Annotated in this window: 21 protein-coding genes and 3 pseudogenes; 17 read left to right on the top strand and 7 right to left on the bottom strand. The window is 37.9% G+C overall.

The genetic code is table 11. From position 1 onward, the window contains the following. Nucleotides 1–130: 130 nt before the first annotated feature. Nucleotides 131–259: pseudogene (locus HL290_RS07400) on the bottom strand (IclR family transcriptional regulator C-terminal domain-containing protein); the annotation flags it as partial. Next, nucleotides 237–434, bottom strand: a pseudogene (locus tag HL290_RS18830) (transcriptional regulator); the annotation flags it as partial. The pseudogenes HL290_RS18830 and HL290_RS07400, both read right to left, overlap by 23 nt. 238 nt (nt 435–672) lie before the next feature. On the opposite strand from HL290_RS18830, the gene HL290_RS07395 reads away from it, so the two are divergent. The 13 genes from HL290_RS07395 (at nt 673) to HL290_RS07335 (ending at nt 14,095) form a co-directional block, all read left to right on the top strand. Next, on the top strand, nt 673–1,737 hold the full coding sequence (locus HL290_RS07395) for a catalase family peroxidase (protein ID WP_005041561.1): 1,065 nt from the start codon (nt 673–675) through the stop codon (nt 1,735–1,737). 12 nt (nt 1,738–1,749) lie between these two features. Then, nucleotides 1,750–2,346 (top strand): cytochrome b, encoded by a 597-nt coding sequence (locus tag HL290_RS07390; protein ID WP_005041560.1) that lies wholly within the window; start codon nt 1,750–1,752, stop codon nt 2,344–2,346. Between the two features lie 363 nt (nt 2,347–2,709). Then, nucleotides 2,710–3,837: an amidase gene (locus tag HL290_RS07385; RefSeq protein WP_198496055.1), complete on the top strand. Its 1,128-nt coding sequence runs from the start codon at nt 2,710–2,712 to the stop codon at nt 3,835–3,837. A gap of 3 nt (nt 3,838–3,840) precedes the next feature. Continuing rightward, nucleotides 3,841–4,368, top strand: coding sequence for a nuclear transport factor 2 family protein (locus HL290_RS07380; protein WP_005041557.1), 528 nt, complete (start codon nt 3,841–3,843; stop codon nt 4,366–4,368). A gap of 34 nt (nt 4,369–4,402) precedes the next feature. Beyond that, nucleotides 4,403–5,680 (top strand): aromatic ring-hydroxylating oxygenase subunit alpha, encoded by a 1,278-nt coding sequence (locus tag HL290_RS07375; protein ID WP_005041556.1) that lies wholly within the window; start codon nt 4,403–4,405, stop codon nt 5,678–5,680. Nucleotides 5,681–5,690: 10 nt separating this feature from the next. Then, nucleotides 5,691–6,176 (top strand): aromatic-ring-hydroxylating dioxygenase subunit beta, encoded by a 486-nt coding sequence (locus HL290_RS07370; protein WP_005041555.1) that lies wholly within the window; start codon nt 5,691–5,693, stop codon nt 6,174–6,176. 126 nt (nt 6,177–6,302) lie between these two features. Beyond that, nucleotides 6,303–7,256 carry a PDR/VanB family oxidoreductase gene (locus tag HL290_RS07365; protein ID WP_005041553.1) on the top strand — a complete coding sequence of 318 codons (954 nt, stop codon included), beginning with the start codon at nt 6,303–6,305 and terminating at the stop codon, nt 7,254–7,256. 55 nt (nt 7,257–7,311) lie between these two features. After that, on the top strand, nt 7,312–8,508 hold the full coding sequence (locus HL290_RS07360; protein ID WP_198496054.1) for a multidrug effflux MFS transporter: 1,197 nt from the start codon (nt 7,312–7,314) through the stop codon (nt 8,506–8,508). A 283-nt stretch (nt 8,509–8,791) separates the two neighbouring features. Next, a complete protein-coding gene (locus HL290_RS07355) occupies nt 8,792–10,048 on the top strand; it encodes an OprD family outer membrane porin (protein ID WP_005041551.1) in 1,257 nt (418 codons plus the stop codon). Nucleotides 10,049–10,370: 322 nt separating this feature from the next. Next, on the top strand, nt 10,371–11,468 hold the full coding sequence (locus HL290_RS07350) for an acyl-CoA dehydrogenase family protein (RefSeq protein WP_227602204.1): 1,098 nt from the start codon (nt 10,371–10,373) through the stop codon (nt 11,466–11,468). A gap of 38 nt (nt 11,469–11,506) precedes the next feature. After that, nucleotides 11,507–12,007 carry a flavin reductase family protein gene (locus HL290_RS07345; protein WP_005041546.1) on the top strand — a complete coding sequence of 167 codons (501 nt, stop codon included), beginning with the start codon at nt 11,507–11,509 and terminating at the stop codon, nt 12,005–12,007. Nucleotides 12,008–12,019: 12 nt separating this feature from the next. Then, complete coding sequence (locus HL290_RS07340) at nt 12,020–13,336, top strand: MFS transporter (protein WP_005041544.1); 1,317 nt, start codon at nt 12,020–12,022, stop codon at nt 13,334–13,336. A gap of 24 nt (nt 13,337–13,360) precedes the next feature. Next, complete coding sequence (locus HL290_RS07335) at nt 13,361–14,095, top strand: SDR family NAD(P)-dependent oxidoreductase (protein ID WP_005041542.1); 735 nt, start codon at nt 13,361–13,363, stop codon at nt 14,093–14,095. A gap of 67 nt (nt 14,096–14,162) precedes the next feature. Here the strand turns inward: HL290_RS07335 and HL290_RS07330 are convergent, their stop codons facing one another. Then, on the bottom strand, nt 14,163–14,867 hold the full coding sequence (locus HL290_RS07330; protein ID WP_005041540.1) for a nitroreductase: 705 nt from the start codon (nt 14,865–14,867) through the stop codon (nt 14,163–14,165). 10 nt (nt 14,868–14,877) lie between these two features. Further along, complete coding sequence (locus tag HL290_RS07325; protein WP_005041538.1) at nt 14,878–15,780, bottom strand: LysR family transcriptional regulator; 903 nt, start codon at nt 15,778–15,780, stop codon at nt 14,878–14,880. Between the two features lie 217 nt (nt 15,781–15,997). Here HL290_RS07325 and HL290_RS07320 point away from each other — a divergent pair. Continuing rightward, nucleotides 15,998–16,201, top strand: a pseudogene (locus tag HL290_RS07320) (carboxymuconolactone decarboxylase family protein); the annotation flags it as partial. A gap of 61 nt (nt 16,202–16,262) precedes the next feature. Here the strand turns inward: HL290_RS07320 and pobR are convergent. Next, nucleotides 16,263–17,078: an IclR family transcriptional regulator PobR gene (gene pobR / locus HL290_RS07315; RefSeq protein ID WP_004642369.1), complete on the bottom strand. Its 816-nt coding sequence runs from the start codon at nt 17,076–17,078 to the stop codon at nt 16,263–16,265. A gap of 141 nt (nt 17,079–17,219) precedes the next feature. Between pobR and pobA the strand changes: the two genes are divergently transcribed. After that, nucleotides 17,220–18,434 carry a 4-hydroxybenzoate 3-monooxygenase gene (pobA, locus tag HL290_RS07310; protein WP_198496053.1) on the top strand — a complete coding sequence of 405 codons (1,215 nt, stop codon included), beginning with the start codon at nt 17,220–17,222 and terminating at the stop codon, nt 18,432–18,434. A gap of 275 nt (nt 18,435–18,709) precedes the next feature. Here the strand turns inward: pobA and HL290_RS07305 are convergent, their stop codons facing one another. Continuing rightward, nucleotides 18,710–19,960, bottom strand: a complete 1,251-nt coding sequence (locus tag HL290_RS07305; protein ID WP_198496052.1) for an MFS transporter — start codon at nt 19,958–19,960, stop codon at nt 18,710–18,712. Nucleotides 19,961–20,021: 61 nt separating this feature from the next. Next, a complete protein-coding gene (locus HL290_RS07300) occupies nt 20,022–21,173 on the bottom strand; it encodes an acyl-CoA dehydrogenase family protein (protein ID WP_198496051.1) in 1,152 nt (383 codons plus the stop codon). A gap of 331 nt (nt 21,174–21,504) precedes the next feature. Between HL290_RS07300 and HL290_RS07295 the strand changes: the two genes are divergently transcribed. Together HL290_RS07295 and HL290_RS07290 are read left to right on the top strand one after the other, a co-directional pair. After that, entirely contained in the window at nt 21,505–22,722 is a 1,218-nt protein-coding gene (locus HL290_RS07295; protein ID WP_198496050.1) for a CaiB/BaiF CoA transferase family protein, read from the top strand. Nucleotides 22,723–22,897: 175 nt separating this feature from the next. Further along, nucleotides 22,898–23,743, top strand: a complete 846-nt coding sequence (locus HL290_RS07290; protein WP_017389939.1) for an IclR family transcriptional regulator — start codon at nt 22,898–22,900, stop codon at nt 23,741–23,743. The last annotated feature ends 41 nt before the right edge of the window (nt 23,744–23,784 follow it).

The raw sequence follows: 23,784 nt of genomic DNA, 5'->3' as shown, positions 1-23,784 counted from the left end.
AGCTGCTCAATTGGCTCGTATTCGTTCTTTCATGAGTTCTGGCAAACCAGCGGGTTAAAGGGTTTGCCATTTAAAATTATGTGTTGAAACTCTTGTATCTCTAATTGATGACAAGAGTTTCTATGTCTATTTAAATCACATTTCTGAGTTCATTTGCCGTGTTGCGCAGCAATGGCAAAATTTGTTGAACCAAATAATCTTCTTGTACACGGTTGGTTTGAGACATGCAGTTAAGTGCTGCCACCGCTTGCTTTACGGCGTAACTCACTGTAACGATGTGTGCCATCACGTAAGGCGATAAGACATATAACTCCTCAAAGGCTTGTTACATGAGCAAATACTTCTCGTGATTGACAATTATTCTCTCCAGTAAAAAGATCACCTCTTCGGACTCTCTCTGTCAATGTGGGAGCTTTTATATTTTTGGTTACCATACTTTATTTATCTCCATTCAAATGTAAGTAAGCTTAATACTAACCTCGAGGTACGTATCTTATATGGTCTGGAAATAAATATTATATTAAGGCTCATCTCTATATTGGATCCAGAACATTTCAGGATTTTATTTACTCAGCTAATTTTGAACTTGGTTCCATAAATGTAAGTAATACTTTTTTTACATTATCAAACTCTTCTTTTAGATATAGCTATACAGTTTACATAGGATTAAGAATGAATAATTTGAATTTTAAAAGTCTAAAGAAGTATTGGTTGCGATTCGTGGGTATTGCTGTAATCGCAGGTTCTTTAGTATTGGCATTTGCTTGGATTGCAGGACTATTTGGACATCGAACAACAAGCAAAACTTTTTTGGGTGATACATTAAACAACTTTGATCCTGGATATCGACGTGCACACGGTAAAGGTATTTGTTTTGATGGTACTTACCACAGTAATGGTGCCGCAGCAGCGCTCTCTAAAGCCAGTGTATTTGCCAAGTCTGATATACCAGCAATTGGTCGATTTTCTATTGGAAGCGGTAACCCGCATGCGTCAGATAACTCTACAGCAACAGTGAGTATGGCTTTATTACTTTCCTCAGCTGATCATTCACAATGGCGTATGAAATTAAACAACTTTCCCTATTTTCCTACTCGAAATCCTGAGGGTTTTCTGGCCCAGGTAAAAGCATTTAAACCAGTTCCATCTACTGGCAAACCTGATCCAGCCCTTGTTGAGGCTTTTTTAAAAGAATATCCCGAAGCGCGTAAATCTATTGAGCAAAAGGCAAAGATGCCATTAACCGGTAGTTTCAGCGGTGCAGAATTTTATGTCGTAAATGCTTTTATATTGCGGGCGGCGAATGGACAAGAACAGCCAGTCCGTTGGTCTATGCGCCCTCATTCAAAATTTATTAGTCTGACTAAAGAACAACGTGATCAAGCTGACCATGATTTCTTATTTAAAGATATCAAAAAACGTTTAGCTGAAGGGCCGCTGTATTGGAATTTAGTTTTACAACTTGCTGAGCCAGGAGACCCAATTAATGACCCATCTCAACCTTGGCCAAAAGAACGTAAAGAGGTTATAGCAGGAACATTGGAAGTCAAAAATGTGACTGAACAGGTAAATGGCGTTTGTCGTGATATTAACTTTGACCCAACATTGGTTCCATCAGGAATTGAGTTATCAGATGATCCAGTACTCGCAGCACGAGCGGGTATCTATTCACAGTCTTACAATGCTCGGTTACGTGAAATTGGATTTGGCAAAGCAACGGATGCCGTGGGCAAATAGGAGAGATTAACAATGCAAAAAAAATCTAACAATAATGCTCCATGTCATTTTAACTTGACTGCTCGAATACTACATTGGCTTATGGCTGTAGCAATTTTGGCCATGCTATTTGTTGGTGTGGGAATGACAACCTCAATCACTTGGCGTCCGTGGTTAATCGATATTCACCGTCCTTTAGGGATAGCAATTTTATTATTGGTCATCATAAGATTAATAAATCGACTCTATTATCCAATTCCACCTTTGCCACCGACTGTACCGCGCTGGCAGAAGTTTATTGCCCATGCATCACATTGGCTACTTTATATTTTAATGTTTAGTTTACCATTACTCGGATGGGCAACTCTATCAGCAGGTAACTGGCCTGTAACTTTATTTCCGGGCTGGGATCTTCCGCCTATAACACCAACCAACTCTACGCTTTATGCTTGGTTTCGCACATTGCATGGAATTCTGGCTTGGCTATTATTTGCTGTAGTTATTGGTCATCTGTCTGCTGCATTATTACATGCATGGATTTATCGCGACGGCGTATTCTCAAGTATGGCTTTGGGCTCTTCTGAACAATCTAGAAATGGATCTACTTTTGAAAAGGAGAATGCGGATTAGTTTGATTGTAGCTTTCCGTGAAAGTTATGACTAAATTCTATTTAGCCACATCTTTGGATGCGGCTTTTTTAATATGGGGTTTGACCTATAGAATTTATGAAATTTACAAATTAAGCATGACTGCAAAAGGCCGGGCCAAGATTCGTTAATGGTCAGGTTTTTATAAGAACAGAATTGATATTGCAGTATATAAAATGCTTAAAGCATCTTGATGAGATACTTATTTCATTCGCCTCAATAATAATACTTAAAAAAGTATAAATAGTAGTAATTTGCGATGCCTAAAGGACATGTATATAACTTATGACAAGTGAGTTTCAGGTCGGTAATGATCTGAAATCGTACATCATAGGTTGAGAAAATATGGCATCTTTGGTTCAGACTTTACAGTTGGGATCTGGAAAATTAAAAGTCGTTGTTAAAGATACAATAGATATTCAGGATTATCCGACTACAGCAGCAAGCCCAGCCTTAGCAAGTATTCCTGCTGCAACACAACATGCCGCAGTTGTAGAAAATATTTTAGACCATGACTGTCAGATTATTGGCAAGGCTAACCTACATGAACTTGCTTTCGGGATTACGGGATTAAATAATTATACAGGGAGTCCTGTAAACCCTAAATATCCTGATCTAATTCCAGGTGGATCATCGAGTGGATCTGCTACATCAGTTGCAGAGAAAATATGTGATTTCTCTATAGGAACTGATACTGGAGGTTCTATTCGGTTACCTGCAGCATGTTGTGGTATTTATGGACTTAAACCAACCTTCGATCGTGTAAGCCGTCAAGGTGTATTACCTCAAACTTCTAGCTTAGATTGTGTTGGACCGTTTGCTAATGACATGAGCACACTGATTCACGCAATGGATATTATTGATCCAACATTCGATATTCAAAAGACTCAGATAAATTATAAACATCCAACGCGTATAGGTGTTTTACGTGTAGATGCAGATAATTTAGTTTGGAAAAGCATTGAACAAAGAATAGAGCAGTTAGGCAATATTCAATTTGAACCAGTTGACTTAAGTCTATTTCAAGCTGCTTATAAAGTCGGAATGACGCTGATTAGTTATGAAAATTGGCGGGCATTTTCATATTTAATTACTACTGGAAAATTAGGGGGCGATATTCGCCAACGTTTATTAACTTCTGCACAAATCACATCTGAAGAATATGAGAAAGCGAAAGAAGTGCAGCAGGCATTTCGACAAGAAGTAGATCAACTTTTAATACAATTCGATGCATTGCTTTTACCTACATTACCCATTATTCCTCCACAAATTAGTGAAGTAAATGATCCATTAAAACTACTGAACTTAACGTCTCTAGTACGTCCTTTTAATGTTTCAGGTCATCCAGCACTAACTTTGCCTTTAGAAACGGTAGAAGGTTTACCCGTAGGCCTGCAATTGGTGGCGGGACAAAATCAAGATGAGAAATTATGTGCAATTGCATGTTTATTTGAACCAAATAAAGGAGTCTAGAGCATGCTTCATGATGTTGATATGACTAAGCTCTTATTACGTTTGGAACAATTACAAGCACAGCAAGAAATCCGTAACTGTATAAATCGTTATATGGAAATCTGTGATGCTCTAGATGCCAATACTGACTTGAATGAGTTAATGAACTTATTTGATGCAGACTGTATTTGGGAAGGCATTGGTGAGAAATATGCCAAATCTTTTGGACGTTATGATTCATGGCAAGCGATTTATGACATGTTCAAAAGCTATACAAAAAAAGAATCTCATTTTGTTATGAATGCTCATTTTGTGGGTTCAGAACAAATTTATATCAAACAAAATCAAGCTAATGCTTCTTGGTTGATGTTGCAAACATCCACCTTTCGAGATGGACGTAGTCACTTAAACGCAGCCAAATTAACGGTTCGCTTTCAACAGCAAATAGAGGGTAGCTGGAAAATTAAATATTTCCAGACAGAAAATATTTTTAGCCGACCTATCTCTCACTGGCATAGCAGTGCGGAGTTGCCACTACCGAACCAAAATTAATTCCTAGTAAGGACAGATTGAAAAGGAAATTGCCATGAACAGTATTATTCCAACACAAAATATCGAGATTGATTACAACGAACTTGTTCAAAGTGATCGCGCGCACACCTCATTGTATAAAGATGCTCAGATCTTTGATGATGAAATGGAAAAGATATTCTACAAAACTTGGGTTTGGGTTGCACATGCCAGCGAAATTCCAGATGTAGGTAGCTATAAAACCATGAATATAGGTAAGCAGCCTGTAATTGCTGTACGTGATCGAAAGAAAAAAGTCCATGTATTGTTAAACCGCTGCCGTCACCGTGCAGCTACCGTGTGTGAACATAAAAAAGGGAAAACCAATAGTTTTGTCTGCCCATATCACGGTTGGAGTTATGCACTAGATGGTAGTTTGCGTGGCGTACCATCTCCAGAAAGCTATGGTGAATGTTTAGATAAATCTGAATTCCCTTTAATTAGCTTACGCATTGAAGAATATAACGGCATGATTTTCGCCTCATTCAATCACGAGATTGAGCCATTAGAAGATTTCCTTGGAGCTGCAAAAAAATGGATCGACTTGTTTATGAAACAAGGTGCGGGCTATCCAATTAAGGTCTTAGGTGAACACCGTTTTACTTTCCCAGGTAATTGGAAAATCCAGTTGGAGAATACAACTGATGCCTATCATTTCCCGTTGGTACACAAATCATTCTTAAGCTCGGTAGATGAACAAACTGAAGAGTTATTTAACTTTGAGAATCAGCCAGGTTATGTCGAAGACTTAGGTAATGGTCATAGCGTTATGGTGATGATTCCAGAACTGGTTGATCTAGATGAAGAGCTGATGCAACGCCCAATTCAGGAGCGTTTTGAAGAACTTGCGCAAGCTTTACGTGATGAAGGGCATGAAGAACTTGAGGTCCGTCGTATTGTCCGTGCTGTAGGAGGATCTGGTTTTAACCTGAACTTATTCCCAAATATTGCTTGTTCAATGGCTTTCTTCCGTGTCATGCAACCAATTGCAGTCGATAAAACAGAGATTCATCATTCTGTCATTACCATGGATGGTGGCCCACAAATTGCCAACCAATATCGCTTGCGCTTACATGAACATTTTCAAGGCCCATTTGGTTTCGGTACGCCAGATGATGCAGAAGCATGGGAACGCGTACAACACGGCGCGAGTGCAGGTAATGATTTATGGATCATGTTAAACCGTGGTTTAACAGGTGAAGTGAAAACTGAAGATGGTTTAAAAAGTGATGTTAGTGCTGAAACAGGGATGCGTGCTGCTTATCAGCAGTGGAAAAAGTTAATGATGTCTTAAGGAAAATGCTATGAAAATTGACTTAAATTTATTGAACGAAGTGACTGCTTTTATTTGGGCGGAAGCAGACATGTTAGACCACTCTGAACATGAAACATGGATAAAGCTGTGGAATGAAAACGGCGTGTATATCATTCCTATCGATCCAAGCTTAACCGATTATGAAAATAATCTGAATTATGCCTATGACGATCACCATATGCGCCAATTACGTGTCGAACGTTTAAAGAATGGTGAAGCGATTTCAACTGCACCAAAAGCCAACACTGTCCGTAGCGTTTCACGTATTCGTATTCTTAAGGATGACAACGACGAAATTATTTTACGTTGTGCACAGAACTTACGTGAATTTCGTAAGGAAAATTTAAAGCATTACACAGCTGATGTAATTTTCCATTTACAACGTGATGTTGAGCAAGGCTTTAAAATCAATCGTAAAATTATCAACTTAGTAAACTCTACCGATACCTTAGCAGGTATTAGTTACATTCTCTAAGAAAACAAAAATGAAATTGAAAGGCCCAAGTGCACCATTCATGGCGTGAGCAATAAAAGGGATATCAATGGTGAGTTATTTTATGGCTTTAAGCCTTGAGCTTAATGCGTAACAGGAAGAAGGATCATGGCTACACTGTATAATGTTGTTGTCAAAAATCGCCATGTAGAGGGTGAAAACGTTGCAGTCATGGAATTTGAATCTGCAAACTCTACTGCATTACCAAGAATTGAGGCGGGTGCGCATATTGATGTGCACCTACCGAATGGCATGGTGCGTCAATACTCCCTATGCCAAAATCCAATGCATATCGGTGTATTTCGTTTAGGTATTTTGCGTGATCCGGAATCACGTGGCGGTTCAGTTTCTGCCTTTGATGACTTAAAAAATGGTATGCAAATCCAAGTCAGTGAACCAAAAAATCTGTTCCCTTTGGTTAAGGCAAAACATACTGTACTTATTGGTGGCGGTATTGGAATTACGCCGCTCATTACGATGGCCTATCAATTGGTTCAGCAAGAAGAATCTTTTGAATTACATTATTGTGGTTCAAGTCCAGAACGCTGTGCCTTTGTTGATGAAATTAAAAATGGTGTATTAGCTCAATTTACGACTTTCCATTTTAAATCGGAAGGGGCGAGCCATCGGGAATTTTTCCAGTCGGCTATTAAAGGAATTGATCCTGAAAGCCATATTTATACCTGTGGGCCAAATGGTTTTATGGACTGGATTATCAACTTAGCCATTTCCAGGAATTTTCCAGAACAGCAGATTCATAAAGAGTATTTTCAGGTCGAAGTGGAAACTGGTGGTGATGCATTTGAAGTTGTTGCTCAGCAAAGTGGCAAAATCATTATGGTCAATGCTGAAGAAACCATTTTGCAAGCTTTGGCACGTGAAGGTATTGAAATTGAAATGTCATGTGAGCAAGGCGTATGTGGTACTTGCATGTGTGATGTGATCGAAGGCGAACCTGATCATCGTGATGTATATTTTACCGACGAAGAAAAAGCTAGCAATGAACAGATCCTTGTCTGTTGTTCACGGTCTAAAACACCGCGCCTAGTTTTGGATATTTAAAATCTTAATTGAGCTAGATCTTTAGAGATTTCCTTTTTAATTCAAGGTTGAATTCATGCAAGATATTCATTTACAGCAGAGTACTCAATACTCATTAAGCTGGATTCTCTTTTTATCTTTGCTCATGGCACTAGGTCCTTTATCTGTAGATATGTATCTACCTGCTTTGAATCATATGGCCAAAGATTTATCAGTGAGTGTGCAAGTTGTTTCAAATACTTTACCGGCATATTTCTTCGGTTTGGCAGTTGGACAGTTAATTTATGGACCAATTAGCGATGCTTTAGGGCGTAAAAAACCACTTTATTTTGGTTTAGCTCTTTATATCTTCGCTAGTATTTTATGTGTATGTAGCCAAAATATTTATCAATTAATATTTCTAAGAGTGATACAAGCTTTAGGTGGTTGTGTGGGGGTAGTAATTGTACGAGCAGTTGTAAGAGATAAGCTCACTTTACAAGCTTCAGCACAAGCTTTTACAACTTTAATGATGATTTTAGCTATTGCACCCGTAATTGCTCCAAGTATTGGAGCATTGATATTAGAATATTACTATTGGCATATGATCTTTATATTAATGGCATTAATTGGTATAGCGTGCCTACTAGGAGTTCATTTCTTTTTTAAAGAATCGTTATCGAAATCTGAGCGAACTAAATTTAAAATAAAATATAGTTTCAAATCATATGTTTATTTGCTGAAAGACCGAACATTTTATCTTCCTATGTGTATAGGAGGATTGTCAGGTGGTGTAATGTTTACATTTTTAAATTCAGCAGTAGCCGTAATGATAGGTGAATTTAATTTAAATGAGAAAATTTTTAGCTTAATTTTTGGATTAAATGGAATTGGAATTATATTTTTTTCTTTACTGAGTAAATTTCTCCTAAAAAGAAAAAATATAAAATTTATCTTATTTTTAGGTTTAATAATTCAAGTATTTGGAATTTTGTTATTGGGTGTAGGTTATTTTTTTGTTTCTAAGAGTTTAATATTTATTTCTATATTTTTAATTGTTTCTACAATGGGACTAATAGGGCCGAGTTCCTTAGCCTTGGCAATGAAAAATCAAAATAAACGTGCAGGAGCAGCAAGTGCAATGATGGGAAGTATACATTTTTCCTGTGGTTTAATAAGTGGGGTTGTTTTAAATTTCATTTTTTTTAATATTATAATTAATATGTTTATTGTTATGAGTGTTTTTGCTTTAATAGCATTGATTTTATATTTTTTTACTTTAAGAGAAATATAGGTTAATTTTTATAAAGAACTATAATTAGAATTTATTTTAATTTTTATACTATTAGTTTTGTTTATTTTTTTTATATTTTTTATTATTTTTATATATAAAGTGTTTTAATGTTTTGGATCGGACCATTTTATTTTTAGCCTATTTAGTTTGGGTTTATTGGAAGGCATTTAATAATTAATCTAAAATTTATTTAATAAATTAACCTATATTAAGTGAACTTTTTAGATGTGGTCTGTTTTTGGCTATTAATTGGTGTTTAATGGAATAATGTGATAGGTACCATATGTCGAAACAGTTAAAACTTACTCAATCAGCAATAATATCAATATTTGCTAGTGCAGCCACGATGCAATTACATGCAGATTTCCTCGAAGATAGTAAAACTAACCTTAATCTTAGAAATTTTTATTTTGATCGATCCTTTGATCAAGAACGACAACCATCCTTTGGCAGCTGGACGCAAGGAGCGAACTTAATTTTTGAATCAGGCTACACTGATACACCACTACAAGTAGGAATAGATGCAAGCATTCGATATGCGGTTTTAGTTGATAGTGAACATCGTCAGACCAGTGATTTAATTATGCCTTATGATACTGCTAAAGGAGAGTTAAAAAGTAATTATACTAAATACGGGGTTACTTTAAAATTAAAAGCAGGTAATACCGAACTGAAAGTCGGTGAATTGTTGCCACGGACCCCAATTGTATATTTTGATGAGTCAAGACAGTTAGTTACATCATTAGCTGGGGCGATCTTGGAAAACAAGGATATTGAGAATTTAAAAGTTACTGCAGGGCGTATTACTCATAGTAATGCCCGTAATGATAATAAATACCGTAAATTGAGTTTGATGGCTGCGGGACCAGTTAAGGAAAGTGATGGACTAAATCTATTAGGGCTGGATTATCAACTGACTTCTGACTTGTCGTCATCTTATTGGTTTGGTCAATTGGAAGATATTTACCAGCAGCATTATATTGGTATCAATTATAAAACTCAGCTAAATCAGGCCAAAGTTAAATTTGATCTGAGCTATTTCTATAATAAAGAAGATGGTGATGCGTATTATGGGAAGATTGATAGTCAGGCTTTGGGTGGAATGACCACATTCCAGTACCAGAATCACTTATTCACGTTTGGTTTGCAAAAGAACATAGGAGACAGTAGTTTCCCTTTACTAACTGGTTATTCTCCACAACTTTACTTACAGGCATGGTCAATCCTGACTTTTAATAATCCAGAAGAAACAATCTGGCATTTTAGTTACATATATGATTTTAAAAACTGGAATCTCCCGGGAGTTAAAGTTCGGTTTGCTTATCATCATGGAGAAGGTATCCAGCGCCCTGGACTGGCAGATAACAGGGAAAGTGAACGTGTATTCAGCCTGTTATACAATCCGAATAAGAGTTGGCTAAAAGGACTGGGATTTGAATGGCGCTATACCGATGCTAATATTAAGTATGGTGCAGGAATGCAACCAGGCAAGAGTTTTGTTGAAAACCGTTTAATTACTTCTTACACCTTCAAGTTCTAAAAACTTTAACAATCCTTATCGATTGATACATATTTACAGGCTCCAGATCAGGAGCCTGTAATTTTTTCATTCGGTCTTTGATATTGCAATTATCTACTTAGAATTAAAAATAAAAAACATTATAAATCAATGGAATAAAATATGTATTCGTACTGTTTATTTTAGGAAAACAACATAAGTGAAAGTAATTTGTTCTATAGAAGTTTAAAAACTATAACTATAAATATCTACTTATAATCCCTAAGGAAGACCCATGTATACCATTGAGCGACTTTACGATTCCATCTTTCTGGATGAGAGTAAAAAATCTGAGTTTGAAGAATTGCTCAAGCAAGTTGCGTTGGAAAGTGCATCGTTTTCGGAACTGGCTTATATTCCACAGCATATCGTCGATTTGATGAAAAAAGCTGGATTTTTCCGTGTGTCTGTACCTCGGATTTTTGGTGGTAATGCGGGGAATCCACTGCCATTTTTACAGTCTTTGGAAAAACTGGCCGCAGTCGATGGTTCAGCTGCATGGGTGGCTAGTTTCGGTTCATCAAACTATTACCTAGCGGCTTTGCCTATCGAAACTCAGAAAATCATTTATCAGGACGGTCCAGACCAGATCTTTGCGGGGGGCTTATTCCCCGTACAACCAGTTACTCGTATTGATAATGGTTGGGAAGTGACTGGAACCTGGAAATTTTCTAGTGGTTCAAAAACAGCAGATTGGTTAGGTGTTGGCATTTGTGAAAGTAGCAGCGGCGAATTTCAGGACCGTCCAAGAACTGTAATTTTTCCTAAAGATAAAGTACAAGTTTCTGAGAACTGGGACGTTTTTGGTATGGAAGGCACAGGTAGCCACGACTTAAAAGTTAATAAGGAGTTTGTGACTGAGGACTGGTCTTTTGTTCGCGGTGCACCTGCACTAGTTGATGAACCACTTTATCACATCCCAACCGTCGCGTTTTCGGGTCAGGTTCATACAGTAGTAGCACTTGGTTTGGCATATGCATCAATTCAGGAACTTCTACAGATTTGTAAGGGACAAACTACAACTGGCGCGCCCAAACTCGCTGATCGTGCCTATTTCCGCATGGCTTTATCCAAAAATACAGCAGCTTTTCTCAGTGCCCGCAGTTATTTCTACGAGATTTGCCATCTTGTTTGGGAAGAAATTGAAAAAGGGAATGAGATTAGTAAAGAGCTAGAAAATGAAATGCGCCTTTCTGCTACCTATGCCGCGCATTCGTGCGTCGATATTGTCAAGAACTGCTATAGCATTTCTGGCATTAATTCCATCTTCAAGCGTCAGAAGATGCAGAAAATTCTAAGAGATATTTTGGTGATTACTCAACATGCACATATCAATGAATCTGTCTTTGATGGAGCTGGGGCAGTGATGACCAAAACAGAACCATTCAAAGGATATATCTAGTTTCAGGAAAAGAAACGGATCAAATAACGAGGGAAAAAATGTTGATTAATACACGTGATTTTAGAAATGCACTAAGTAAATTTCCAACAGGCGTTACTATTATTACAGCTTATGACAAGAATGGAGAGAAAATTGGCGTTACTGCTAATAGCTTCAACTCAGTGTCTATGGAACCACCTTTAGTGTTATGGAGCATTGATAAAAATGCCTACACATACGACGCTTTTACTCAAGAAGGATATTTTACTATTCATATACTACGAAAAGAGCAGATAGAACTGTCTAATCGTTTTGCACGTCGTGGTGAAGATAAATTTGCAGGTGTAGAACTGCATCAAGATAGTGAGCGTGCACCTCGTTTTACCAATGTATCAGCTTGGTTTGAGTGTCGCTTATGGAGTGTTTGCGATGCAGGGGATCATGCCATCGTGATTGGAGAAGTGCTGCAATATAGTTATGAACAGGATGTTGACTCACTAGTTTTCTGTAATGGTTCTTATGCCATACATGAGGCACATCCTTCATTAAAAATATATTAAGGAGTAATAGTGATGTCGGTACCAGTAATAAATAATGCAATAAATACCAATATGGAGCCTTCAGTTACTACTACTAAACGTGTGGTGTTGCTGTGCTTTATTGCAATGATATCTGAGGGTTATGATATCGGAATTATGGGTGTCATTATTCCGACCCTTTTACAGGAAGTAAGCTGGAACGTGACTGCCGTACACATGGGATATATTGGCAGTGCAGCTTTTTTGGGTACGCTGATTGGATGTTATTTGTTTAGTGCACTCAGTGATTTATTTGGACGCAAAAAATTATTAATTGGTTGTCTAATTATTTTTACCAGTTCAATGATTGTGGCAGCTATGGCACAAGACCCGATTACTTTTGTTATTGCTCGCGGTATTTGTGGTATTGGAGTCGGTGGCATAATTCCAATTGCCTGTGCTTTAACTTCTGAATATTCAGATGAAAAACATAAAAATTTCTATTTTGCTTTGATGTATTGTGGCTATCCAGCAGGAGCATTATTGGCAGCGCTGGTTGGGATGTTCTATCTGGATGAATATGGTTGGCGCCCACTGATTGCAGTTGGTGCATTACCACTTTTATTAGTACCTGTATTTATCAAATACCTTCCTGAATCCATTAGTTTTCTGCTTAGTCAAAACCGGAAACAAGAGGCGTTGCAGTTAGCTGACAAAATCGGTATCGCACAAGGTTCAATTGAAAACTATCAAGTAAGCAAAGAAGAAAAGGTTAATATTTTCTCTCTGCTGAAAGAATTATTCTCAGCCAAGCATCTGCGTGCAACAACTTTGTTTTGGAGCTCACAGATTGCAACCGTACTGGGTGTTTATGGATTGAGCACTTGGTTGCCACAAATTATGAAAACTAATGGTTATGGCATTAGTTCAAGTATTTCTTTCCTAGCAATCTTTATGCTTTCTGCTGGCTTGGGTTCACTCTTTATTGGACGTCTGACAGATCGATTGAACACTCGTAAAACAATTGTGATGTTCTATCTTATTGGTGCAGTGGCTATTTTCTGCCTATCCTTTAACTACCATATTGCCCTAACCTATGTATTGGTTGCTCTGGCAGGTATCGGCATAACTGGAGTAGGTATGGTTCAGCTAGGTTATATTACCCATTATTACCCGACTAAAATTCGTGCTAGTGCAGTTGGTTGGGCAATTGGAGTCGGTCGTATTGGGGCCATCATGGGGCCGATCATTGCGGGTTATCTACTGGCGAATGGAACTAGTACTAGTGCTAATTTCTATCTGTTCTCCGCAGCTGCCTTGATCGCTGCGATAAGTATTTTCTTTACACCTAAAAATATTGGCAATCACTAAGTTTGGAAAGAGGAGTCGGTTGTAATGGATAAGGTGATTCTAATTACTGGTGCAGGTGAAGGAATTGGTTTTTCGATAGCAGAATATCTGGTTAGCCAGCAATATCAGGTGATTGTGACAGATCTGACACTTGAGAAAGCTGAAGCGGCGGTAGCGAAGCTGGCAGTAAATAATGCATTTGCCCATAAGCTAGATATCACACAGCCAACAGACTTTGACGTAGTCTCTGGCTGGATTAAAGAAAAATTTCATAAGTTGGATGCGCTGATTAACAATGCTGCGATGACTAGAACGACATCACTGTTTGAAATCTCGGCTGATGAGTTTGTTGAGATCAGCCGGATCAATCAGATGGGAACTTTCCTCGCCTGTCAACACTTTGGACAATGGATGGCACAACAGGGACAGGGACGTATTATTAATATGTCCTCTCTCGCAGGTCAAAATGGCGGTGTCGCTGTAGGAGCACACTATGCCATTTCTGAAGGTGCTATTCTAACGATGACTAAACTATTTGCTAAAGCACTGGCTGAGTCAGGTGTCACGGTTAATGCAATTGCCTGTGGTCCAGTGGATTCACCAGCATTTCACCGTTTGGTTCAGGTGAATGAAATTCCAGAGATTCTTAAATCGATACCAGTAAAAAAACTTGGTGATATGCGTTTTATTGCACAAACCATTGAGTTATTAATTCAAAATAATTCGGGATTTGTCACTGGAGCAACTTGGGACATGAATGGTGGATTACTGATGCGCTAATTATTTTTGTAGAAACAGTTTACGAATAAAAAAATCATCTGAAGATGATTTTTTTATAGCTAAATAATTAATCTAAAAATATAGCAAACTCTTCTACTGGAACTCGAGTGGTTTGAGAAATATTAATAATTTGGGAAGGGTCGGCATAGCCGAGAGCCATTCCACAGACTAGTTCTTCATTCTCGTCTGCATTAAGATGGTTAAGTACAATAGAATGAAATTTATTCCAAGCAGCTTGCGGGCAAGTATCAAGTCCTCTAGCTTTGGCACACAACATTACATTCTGCATCATCATTGAAATATCCATTTTAGAACCAATGCCTAGAGAACGATCCACAGTAAAGAAAAGGCCTACTGGAGCACCATAAAATTCATAATTATGCAAAAGCTGTGTTTGCATTTTTGTTTGATCATTTTTACTAATTTTGAGTAAACCATATAACCAGGCGCCGTTTTCTTTTCGTCGATTTAAGTAAGGTTGTGGCCAAGCTTTGGGGTAGTAAGCAAAAGTTTCTTGATATTGTTCAGCTACATCAGGTTCTTCAAATATTTTTTTTTGTGCTTGCAAAACATCTATCACCAACTCAGTTCGTTTTTGTCCACTAACAATATAGACTTTCCAAGGTTGTGTATTAGTACCTGAAGGTGCTCGGGAAGAAATAGTTAAAATATCTCTAATGAGCTGCGGGTCGATAGGTTGATCTAAAAAAGCTCGAGCGGCATATCTTGATTGAATTATTTGATCGACTAGCAGAGTTCCATTTGAATGCATTTTATATTCCTTAAAAAGAGGTGGCTTTAAAGTTATTTAAAATAATTTCACTCATCCATTTTATGGAATGATTATTTTTAAATAATCTATGATAATAAAGACCAATATCAATAGTATTTCCTGGTATATTAATATCTATAATAACAAATTGATTTTCATAATTAAATCTTTTAGCAAATGATTTAGGAATAATAACGCCATAATCTGTTTTACTTACAATTTCTGGAGCCACAGAATAATTAGGAATATTTAATACAGTTCTATTTTCAAATTCATTATTAATATTTTTAACAAGATCAGTGTGACCAGTAGTTAAAGATTTAACACCAATCAATTCAATATTTTTTAAAATAATATCAATTTCTTTATTGTAATATGGATGTTCTTCTCTAATCATTAAAACAAATTCATCATCAAATAATTTTTCATATATTATATTATCTTTACAGTTTTTTAGAACAGGTAAATTTCCTATCGCAAAGTCAATTTCTCCATCACGCATTGCATTAAGTAAATCGTTTTGCCGTGCCTGAATTACATCAATATTTACTTTATTATTATTTTCTTCCATCAATAGACAAATGGAAGGCATAAAATAAGATTGGCACATATCGGACATAGACAATACAAAATTTTTTTTGATAGTTATTATATTTGTATTAGGTAATGTAGAAAGAATTAACTCTTTAGAGCTGAGTAAGTTGTGGGATATTTTTTCAGCTAAGCTTGTAGGTAACATTCTACCATCAGTACGAATAAAAAGTTGATCATTATATAAACCTCTTAACTTTTTCAGTGAATGGCTAATCGCTGGTTGACTAATTTCTAAAATTTCAGCAGTTTTAGTCAGACTACCAGTTTCATATAAAGTACAAAAAATTCGTACTAAATTAAAATCAAATTTAACATTCATTGATAATATCCTTCTATCTTAAGATTTATACTAAATTAATATTAAGCAAAATTCATTCCATAAATAATGCATTTAATAGTTTATAATGAATTCTAATATAAAAAATATTGTATTTATATAGTAAATTGTTCTTTTGAAGAAACAGTTTTAGAGCTTTGAAAAATAAGAAAAAGTGATAGGTGGTAAGCTTTTTGTCAAGTTTAGTATAAAGTACCGTTTAATCAACTTGGCAATGATTTCGGCTTTAAATCGTCCACATGAATTAAAACTACATGTCAAAGGTGCACTACGGAATGGTGTACCTCAAGAGAAAATTCGTGAAGTGCTCTTACAGGTTGCAATTTACTGTGGTGTGCCTGCTGCTGTAGATAGTTTTCGTATTGTTAAAGAGGCAATTAAAGAGTTTGAATCTGAGCAATAAATTTTCGCTTTGCGTATTAAAAGGCCTTGTTCAAGTAGACGAGGCCTTTTTAATACATTATTTAAATCACATTTCTAAGTTCATTTGCCGTGTTGCGCAGCAATGGCAAAATTTGCTGAACCAAATAATCTTCTTGTACACGGTTGGTTTGAGACATGCAGTTAAGTGCTGCCACGGCTTGACCTTGTGCATTAAATACAGGCACCGCAATCGCAATCACGCCAAGCTCATGTTCTTCTTTAGAAAGACAATAATCTGATAACGAAATGTCCTTAAGCACCTCAAAAAACTTTGACTCATCTACAACGGTAAATGGGGTTAAGCGTTTTAAACCGTAAGTTTTTACCCATGTGTGCTGAGCCTCCTCAGACAATGCTGCAAGCAATACTTTACCCGTAGAAGTTGCATGGGCAGGGAGTCGGTTTCCTAAATGCATGCCGTAAGGACTTACACGCAAATTATCTTGCTGCGGTAAATAACTACGGGCAATCGGTACGACTTCATTATCGTCCAGAACTACAATCGAAAAAGTGAGAGACGTCTGCGCACACAAAAGATTTAAAAATGATTGAGCAACTTTAGGCAAATGTGCAGAGCTTAAATAAGAACTCGAAAAGCGCAGCACGCGATGGGTGAGCCAAAAGTAATGTTCATCTGTTTCTAAATAGCCTAAGTATTTCAAAGTTTTTAGATAACGCCTTGCCGCTGTACGGCTAATACCGGTTCGTTCAGCCACTTGAGTCACATTGAGCCGTTGCCGATCTGTTCCAAAAGCTTCCAGTAAAGCTAAGCCTTTTGCTAACCCTGCAATGTAGTCTTCTTGACGAATTTTCTCATGCGAGTTCGGGTGCTCTAAAAAAGCATCGAGAGAAGGCATCCTTTCATTCCTGTTATTTTGGTTGTTTCTGTCCGCTATTCGGACAAACTAAATGATAAACGGTTATTTTCGTCTTGCATACATAGTGCACAAAACTTAAAGCCAGTAATTTAAAAGTCAGGATGAAACAAGGATGAAGTTATGGATATTTTAAAGACACAGGTTGCAATTATTGGTTCTGGACCAGCAGGGTTATTGCTTGGGCAACTTCTATATAAAGCTGGGATCGATCATATTATTGTTGAGCAACGTAGTGCTGAATATGTGGCTTCACGGATTCGTGCAGGAATTTTAGAGCAAGTTTCAGTCGACTTACTTAAACAAGCAGGCGTTGACCAAAACTTAAAAGATAAAGGATTGCCGCATTCAGGCATTGAAATCTTAACTAATGGTGTAAAACATCGGGTTGATTTGGCGGCACTAACAGGTGGAAAACAAGTGACCGTATATGGTCAGACCGAAGTCACTAAAGACTTGATGACTGCGCGCGAAGCAGAGAAGCTGACTTCATTTTATGAAGCTCAAAATGTGCAGGTTAAAGATTTCTACACTGCGCCCAAAGTTGAGTTTGAATACCAAGGTAAAGCCTTTCAAATTGAGTGTGACTTTATAGCAGGTTGTGATGGTTACCATGGCGTCTGCCGTGCCAGCGTGCCTGCAGATAAAATCAAAACCTTTGAAAAAGTTTATCCATTTGGCTGGTTAGGTGTGTTGGCAGATGTTCCACCTGTAGCCGATGAGTTGATTTACGTACAGTCAGAACGTGGATTTGCTTTATGCAGTATGCGTTCTGAAACGCGTAGCCGTTATTATTTACAAGTCCCTTTAACCGATCACGTAGAAGACTGGTCGGATGAAAAGTTTTGGGATGAGTTAAAAAACCGCCTAGACCCTGAAAGCCGTGAAAAGCTAGTAACTGGGGCCTCTATTGAAAAAAGTATTGCGCCGTTACGTAGTTTTGTGACTGAGCCAATGCGCTTCGGAAAACTATTTTTAGCAGGTGATGCTGCACATATTGTTCCACCGACAGGAGCAAAAGGACTCAATCTCGCGGCTTCCGATATTGCTTACTTATCAAGCGCACTTGTTCAATATTATGTGGAAGGTTCAGAACAAGGTATTGATGAATACTCAGAGAAATGCCTACAACGCGTATGGAAAGCAGAGCGTTTTTCTTGGTGGATGACTCATTTATTGCATCGCTTTGAAACTGAAAGTGAGTTTGATCATAAGATTAAACAAGCCGAACTAAGTTATGTGCTCGGGTCAATTGCAGGTAGAACAACATTGGCTGAAAACTATGTCGGTTTGCCTTATGAGATTAAGCAGATTGATAGTTTTAAGCACGCAAGTTGATTTTCTAAGTAATGAGGGAACCTGCTTTAACGCGGGTTCTTTTATTTTAAAGCGATTAAAAATACCAAGTACATCTTCATCTTTTTAAGCTTAGCTCCCTTGAGAGCTAAGCTTACCTAAAAAATTAAAATGAAGAGTAATAAACTCTACATATGTGGAAATAAGGAATAACTTTGAGTAGTAAATTCCTTATTTCCGGCTAACGATTTAAAACACATGTTTCGATCGTTAGCACCATCAACCAGATAGGCATATGACCTATGTGATAGATCTTTTTATGACTTTTGTGGGTCATATAGTTTTTCTTTAATGAATAGGGCGGGGATCACACCACAAATCAGATAGGCAGCGCCCATTACAACAAAACCTAAACCAATAGAACCACCAGACGCTAAGAAGCCAATTGTGGCAGGTGCAAGGGCTGCTCCAAGACGACCAACATTATAAGCACCACCAATTGCTGTACCGCGGATGGCTGTCGCAAAACTTTCAGTCATATAGGTTGCATTTACGCCGTAAGGAATACCGTATAAGAAACCGAAGGTAACGAGTAAATATAAAATATTGCTTGGAGAGTTATAAAAAACAATAAGTGGTAAGAAAATAGCAGTACCAATGGCACCAAAGGCATAGGTAAAACGACGACCTAGTTTATCTGCCATCATGCCGGCAAGGACTTTACCTAAAATCATGGCGGTATAAGTACCGACCATATAGGCGGTCATTTCTTTAAACTTCATACCTAACTCACTTTCTAGGTAAGAAGGCATCCAGTTATTTACCCCATAATAACCAAACTGTAAGAAACCTGCGGTTAATGCCCAAAGGATAAACATATTACGGTTCTGCTTATCTTGGAAAATAAGTTTAAATGCCGAAGTTTTCGATGCGTTTTGAGCCGCAACAGGTTGTTGTAGTCGAGCCTGTTGCCATGCTTGTGGTTCTGGTACAAAAATATGCATTAAAACAGCAATAATGACGGGAATAATCGCAACGTAAAACAGCATGCGCCAGCCATGATCTGGAATAATCCAACCTGCAAGTAATGTTGCAACAATATATCCAACCGTCCAACCCGCTTGTAAAGTTCCGAGTACGGTTGTGCGGTAACGTGTCGGGACATATTCGGCCATCAATGTATTACACGCAATGTAGAGCGAGCCAAGTCCAAGTGATGCAAAAAATCTTAAAATACCGAATTGAAGAAAGCTCTGAGTAAAACCTAAGCCACAGGTGAGGAGCGAGAAAATTAAAATAGAAATAACAACAATGCGGACGCGACCAAATTTATCGCATGCCCAACCGCCAAAAATTCCACCAACAGCCATACCTGCTAAAGTAAAACTACCGAGCATACCGGCTTGTACTGAACTTAATCCGAAATCTGCCTTAATACTATTTAAGCTATAAGACAGCAGCATCAAATCTGCACCATCCACCAATAGCGCTAGAAATGCAAAAATAAATGCTATTTTCCACGTATGAGGCTGTATACGAGAAAGACCTTCTTTGTAATTTGTAGCCATAATCCATTACCTACATTTGATTGAAAGCACTTCAAGTCGTTTTAAAGCGCTTAAAATTTGATTAAGACGCAGCGCGAATCATGTTTCGGGCAATAATCACTTGTTGAATTTGAGTGGTGCCTTCATAGAGGCGGAACAAACGAACATCTCGATAAAAACGTTCAATCGCATATTCACTGATGTAACCTGCACCGCCATGAATTTGTACGCAGCGATCAGCGACTCGACCACACATTTCGGTCGCAAACATTTTTGCGCAGGAAGCTTCAGTGCTGACGTTTTGTCCTGCATCACGTAGGCGTGCAGCGTCTAAAACCATGCATCTGGCTGCATAAATTTCGGCTTTTGAGTCAGCAAGCATGGCTTGAATAAGTTGGAATTCGGCAATGGGTTGCCCAAATTGCTTGCGTTCGATGGCGTACTTTAAAGAGTCGTCTAGCATTCTTGTCGCGGCCCCGACACTTAACGCTGCGATATGTAATCGTCCCTTATCAAGCACTTTCATGGCGGTTTTAAAGCCAACGCCTTCAACTCCACCAATGAGTGCTGAAGCAGGAATACGACAATTTTCAAAAATCACATCACAAGTGTGAGCGCCTTTTTGCCCCATTTTTTTATCGCGTTTGCCAAGAGAAATACCTGGGGTTTGGCTGTCGACAATAAAAGCAGAAATACCACCAGCTCCCTTAATATCAGAACTTGTGCGTGCCATAACTGTAAATACGCCGGCATGAGGGGCATTGGTAATAAACCGTTTGGTGCCATTTAAAATATAAAAGTCGCCATTTTTTACTGCACTAGTCTTTAAAGATGCTGCATCAGAACCAGCATCGGGTTCAGTTAAGCAAAAAGAGCTAATCACTTCACCACGTGCTAAACGTGGCAAGAAAAATGATTTTTGACTTTCAGTACCGTCAATAATCAGACCACTTGAACCAATGCCATTATTGGTACCAATAAGCGAACGAAAAGCAGGAGAGGTCCTTCCTAATTCAAAAGCAACATAGACTTCTTCTTCCATTGTAAGTCCAAGGCCTTCGTACTTTTCAGGAATGGTTAAACCAAATAAGCCCAGCGTTTTCATTTGCTCAATAATATCTTGAGGAATTTCATCCGTTTCAGCGACTTCATTCTCATGAGGAATTAATACACCTTCAACAAATTGTCGAATCATATCAACAAGTTGATTTAGTGTTTCCTGATCTCGAATCATAGTCTCATCCTTTTACTACATGCTAAAAACATCAATGTGATGTTCGTAAAATCATCAATATTTGAAGCGATAGTAATCAAAGGATGAACGCAAAACAATATATTTTGAAAATTAATTTCGCAATGCGATATATTGTTATTGGTATTTTATTGGCTAATTTATTGATTTATTTAAGCTATATTTTCTTATAAAAATTCATCATTTTTAGTGGAAAATTAAAGTTTGATTTTTAAAATGAGGTGTGTATATTAAAAATATATATCGCTATGCGAAATTTTAAATGGATAAATTTTCCTATAGGAAATGAATCACCAGATAGAGTGGGATGAAGATGGGTGCTTTAAATGGAATTCGGGTGCTTGACTTAAGTCGGGTATTGGCTGGGCCTTGGTGTGGACAGACGTTGGCCGATTTAGGTGCAGAGGTCATCAAAATTGAAAGACCCAAAGTCGGTGACGATACTCGTTCGTGGGGACCACCTTGGATGAAGGATGACTCTGGTTTTGATACTCAAGAGGCTGCTTATTATCAGTCTACAAACCGCAATAAACTATCGGTTGCCATCGATATTGCCAGCCCAGATGGTCAAGAATTGATTAAAGCTTTAATTCAAGACACAGATGTGGTGATTGAGAACTATAAAGCAGGTTCTTTGAAAAAGTACGGTTTGGATTACGAGTCTTTATCTGCAATTAACCCGAAATTGGTGTATTGCTCAATTACAGGTTTTGGTCAAACTGGCCCAAGAGCTGAAGAACCTGGTTATGACTTTATTATTCAGGGAATGGGCGGACTGATGTCAGTCACAGGTGAGCGTGATGATTTACCGGGTGGCGGTCCACAAAAAGTAGGGGTGGCTTTTTCTGATTTAGCTACAGGACTTTATTCTACGATAGCCATTCAAGCTGCTTTACTTAATCGTCATGTGACGGGTTTAGGACAATACATTGATATGGCCTTGCTTGATGTCCAAATTGCGACTATGGCAAATCAAGGAATGAATTATCTTTCATCAGGTAATATCCCTAAGCGTTATGGCAATGCACACGCCAATATTGTGCCTTACCAAGTATTCAAAGCCTCTGATCGTGATTTTATTATCGCGTGTGGAAATGACACCCAATTTATTCAGCTTTGTAGAAGTGTTGGCTTACCCGATTTACCCAATGATGCGCGTTTTGCCCGAAATGCAGACCGAATCAAACATCGTGATGAAATTATCGAAATTTTATCAAACCATTTCTTAACTAAAACTGCAGATGAATGGGTAGATGCGATTTATGCAGCTAAAGTTCCGGTAGGTGTAATCAATAACTTGGAACAAGCTTTTCAAGAGCCACAAGTGATTGCCCGAGAAATGTTGGTCGAGATGAATCACCCGCAACGTGAAAAATTGAAGATAATTGGTTCGCCAATCAAACTTTCAAGAACACCTGTTGAGTACAAAACAGCCCCTCCTTTATTGGGTGAACATACGCAAGTGGTTTTAGGTCGAATCGTTTCTCTGGAAAAATTAGATGAGCTTAAGAAAAAAGGCGTGATTGCGTAAGCTGGCCTGAAAGCGAAGGGTTAAAATTAGAAAATAAAATATTTAGCCTTTCGCTTGAATGGTTTAAATCAAGTTATATTTTAGATGCAGACTCGGACGTTTGCTTTTTTGCTATTTATAGAAAAAATAGATTATAATTTTCGCAGTGCGAAACAAAATGTGGATTGGTATAGATATGAATGATGCAGTAGATGCAGAGCAAACAGAAAAATTATTAGCGCCTTTAAGACATGAATTATTACATCCGATTCAAGACATGCAGGATGAAAATGATCGCCAATTTATTACTGCATTAGCCCGTGGTTTAGAGCTATTGCGTTGTTTTACCCCAAAACATCAGCATTTAGGAAACCAAGAGCTCGCACAAATGACGGGTTTACCTAAGCCAACCATTACTCGTCTAACGCACACTTTGTCTCGTTTGGGTTATATCAAACAAGTCCCAAATTCGAGCAAATTTCAACTTTCAGTTGGGGTTCTTGCTTTTGGTTACTCGATGCTTTCTAACGTGTCGATTCGTTCTATTGCTCATCCATATATGAAAAATCTGGCAGACTATGCTGGCGCTGCGGTTGCAATGGCAACACGTGATCGACTCAATATGATTTATCTTGACGTGGTACAAGGTAAAGGAAATATGACCATGCGCCGTCAGGTCGGAACTTATTTACCGATTCATTTAAGTTCGATGGGACGTGCATGTTTAGCTGCAATGCCTGAAGATGAAAGAGAATTTTTGCTTGATGCGATTCGTACCAAGCACAAAGAAGACTGGATCAAGATTAATCGTGATTTAGACAAAGCTTTTAAAGACTATCAAGATTTTGGATATTGTTTTTCAATTGGCGAATGGCATAAAGATGTGAACTCAGTTGCAGTTCCGCTGATTCATGAACAACATGGTTTGCTGGTGTTCAACTGTGGCGGTCCAAGCTTTATTATGAACCGTGAAAAACTTGAAGAAGATATTGCACCACGTCTTTTACATATGGTGAATAACATTCGTACTGAGATTAGTTAATTGTACTGAATTAAAAAATCAAAAAAGGCCAGCAAAGATAT

It is taken from the genome of Acinetobacter sp. AC1-2 (assembly GCF_016124155.1).
GTDB classification, from domain to species: domain Bacteria; phylum Pseudomonadota; class Gammaproteobacteria; order Pseudomonadales; family Moraxellaceae; genus Acinetobacter; species Acinetobacter calcoaceticus.
Note: the sequence above shows the minus strand (reverse complement) of the source record. Positions and strands in the feature narration are given on the sequence as shown.

What these genes read in the sequence shown, in the direction of transcription:
- HL290_RS07340 (WP_005041544.1), top strand. Translation starts at nt 12,020, where the DNA reads ATGTCGGTACCAGTAATAAATAATGCAATAAATACCAATATGGAGCCT.
- HL290_RS07380 (WP_005041557.1), top strand. Translation starts at nt 3,841, where the DNA reads ATGCTTCATGATGTTGATATGACTAAGCTCTTATTACGTTTGGAACAA.
- HL290_RS07300 (WP_198496051.1), bottom strand. Translation starts at nt 21,173, where the DNA reads ATGATTCGAGATCAGGAAACACTAAATCAACTTGTTGATATGATTCGA.
- HL290_RS07385 (WP_198496055.1), top strand. Translation starts at nt 2,710, where the DNA reads ATGGCATCTTTGGTTCAGACTTTACAGTTGGGATCTGGAAAATTAAAA.
- HL290_RS07360 (WP_198496054.1), top strand. Translation starts at nt 7,312, where the DNA reads ATGCAAGATATTCATTTACAGCAGAGTACTCAATACTCATTAAGCTGG.
- pobR (WP_004642369.1), bottom strand. Translation starts at nt 17,078, where the DNA reads ATGCCTTCTCTCGATGCTTTTTTAGAGCACCCGAACTCGCATGAGAAA.
- HL290_RS07330 (WP_005041540.1), bottom strand. Translation starts at nt 14,867, where the DNA reads ATGCATTCAAATGGAACTCTGCTAGTCGATCAAATAATTCAATCAAGA.
- HL290_RS07295 (WP_198496050.1), top strand. Translation starts at nt 21,505, where the DNA reads ATGGGTGCTTTAAATGGAATTCGGGTGCTTGACTTAAGTCGGGTATTG.
- HL290_RS07335 (WP_005041542.1), top strand. Translation starts at nt 13,361, where the DNA reads ATGGATAAGGTGATTCTAATTACTGGTGCAGGTGAAGGAATTGGTTTT.
- HL290_RS07305 (WP_198496052.1), bottom strand. Translation starts at nt 19,960, where the DNA reads ATGGCTACAAATTACAAAGAAGGTCTTTCTCGTATACAGCCTCATACG.
- HL290_RS07325 (WP_005041538.1), bottom strand. Translation starts at nt 15,780, where the DNA reads ATGAATGTTAAATTTGATTTTAATTTAGTACGAATTTTTTGTACTTTA.
- HL290_RS07365 (WP_005041553.1), top strand. Translation starts at nt 6,303, where the DNA reads ATGGCTACACTGTATAATGTTGTTGTCAAAAATCGCCATGTAGAGGGT.
- HL290_RS07390 (WP_005041560.1), top strand. Translation starts at nt 1,750, where the DNA reads ATGCAAAAAAAATCTAACAATAATGCTCCATGTCATTTTAACTTGACT.
- HL290_RS07375 (WP_005041556.1), top strand. Translation starts at nt 4,403, where the DNA reads ATGAACAGTATTATTCCAACACAAAATATCGAGATTGATTACAACGAA.
- pobA (WP_198496053.1), top strand. Translation starts at nt 17,220, where the DNA reads ATGGATATTTTAAAGACACAGGTTGCAATTATTGGTTCTGGACCAGCA.
- HL290_RS07395 (WP_005041561.1), top strand. Translation starts at nt 673, where the DNA reads ATGAATAATTTGAATTTTAAAAGTCTAAAGAAGTATTGGTTGCGATTC.
- HL290_RS07290 (WP_017389939.1), top strand. Translation starts at nt 22,898, where the DNA reads ATGAATGATGCAGTAGATGCAGAGCAAACAGAAAAATTATTAGCGCCT.
- HL290_RS07355 (WP_005041551.1), top strand. Translation starts at nt 8,792, where the DNA reads ATGTCGAAACAGTTAAAACTTACTCAATCAGCAATAATATCAATATTT.
- HL290_RS07345 (WP_005041546.1), top strand. Translation starts at nt 11,507, where the DNA reads ATGTTGATTAATACACGTGATTTTAGAAATGCACTAAGTAAATTTCCA.
- HL290_RS07370 (WP_005041555.1), top strand. Translation starts at nt 5,691, where the DNA reads ATGAAAATTGACTTAAATTTATTGAACGAAGTGACTGCTTTTATTTGG.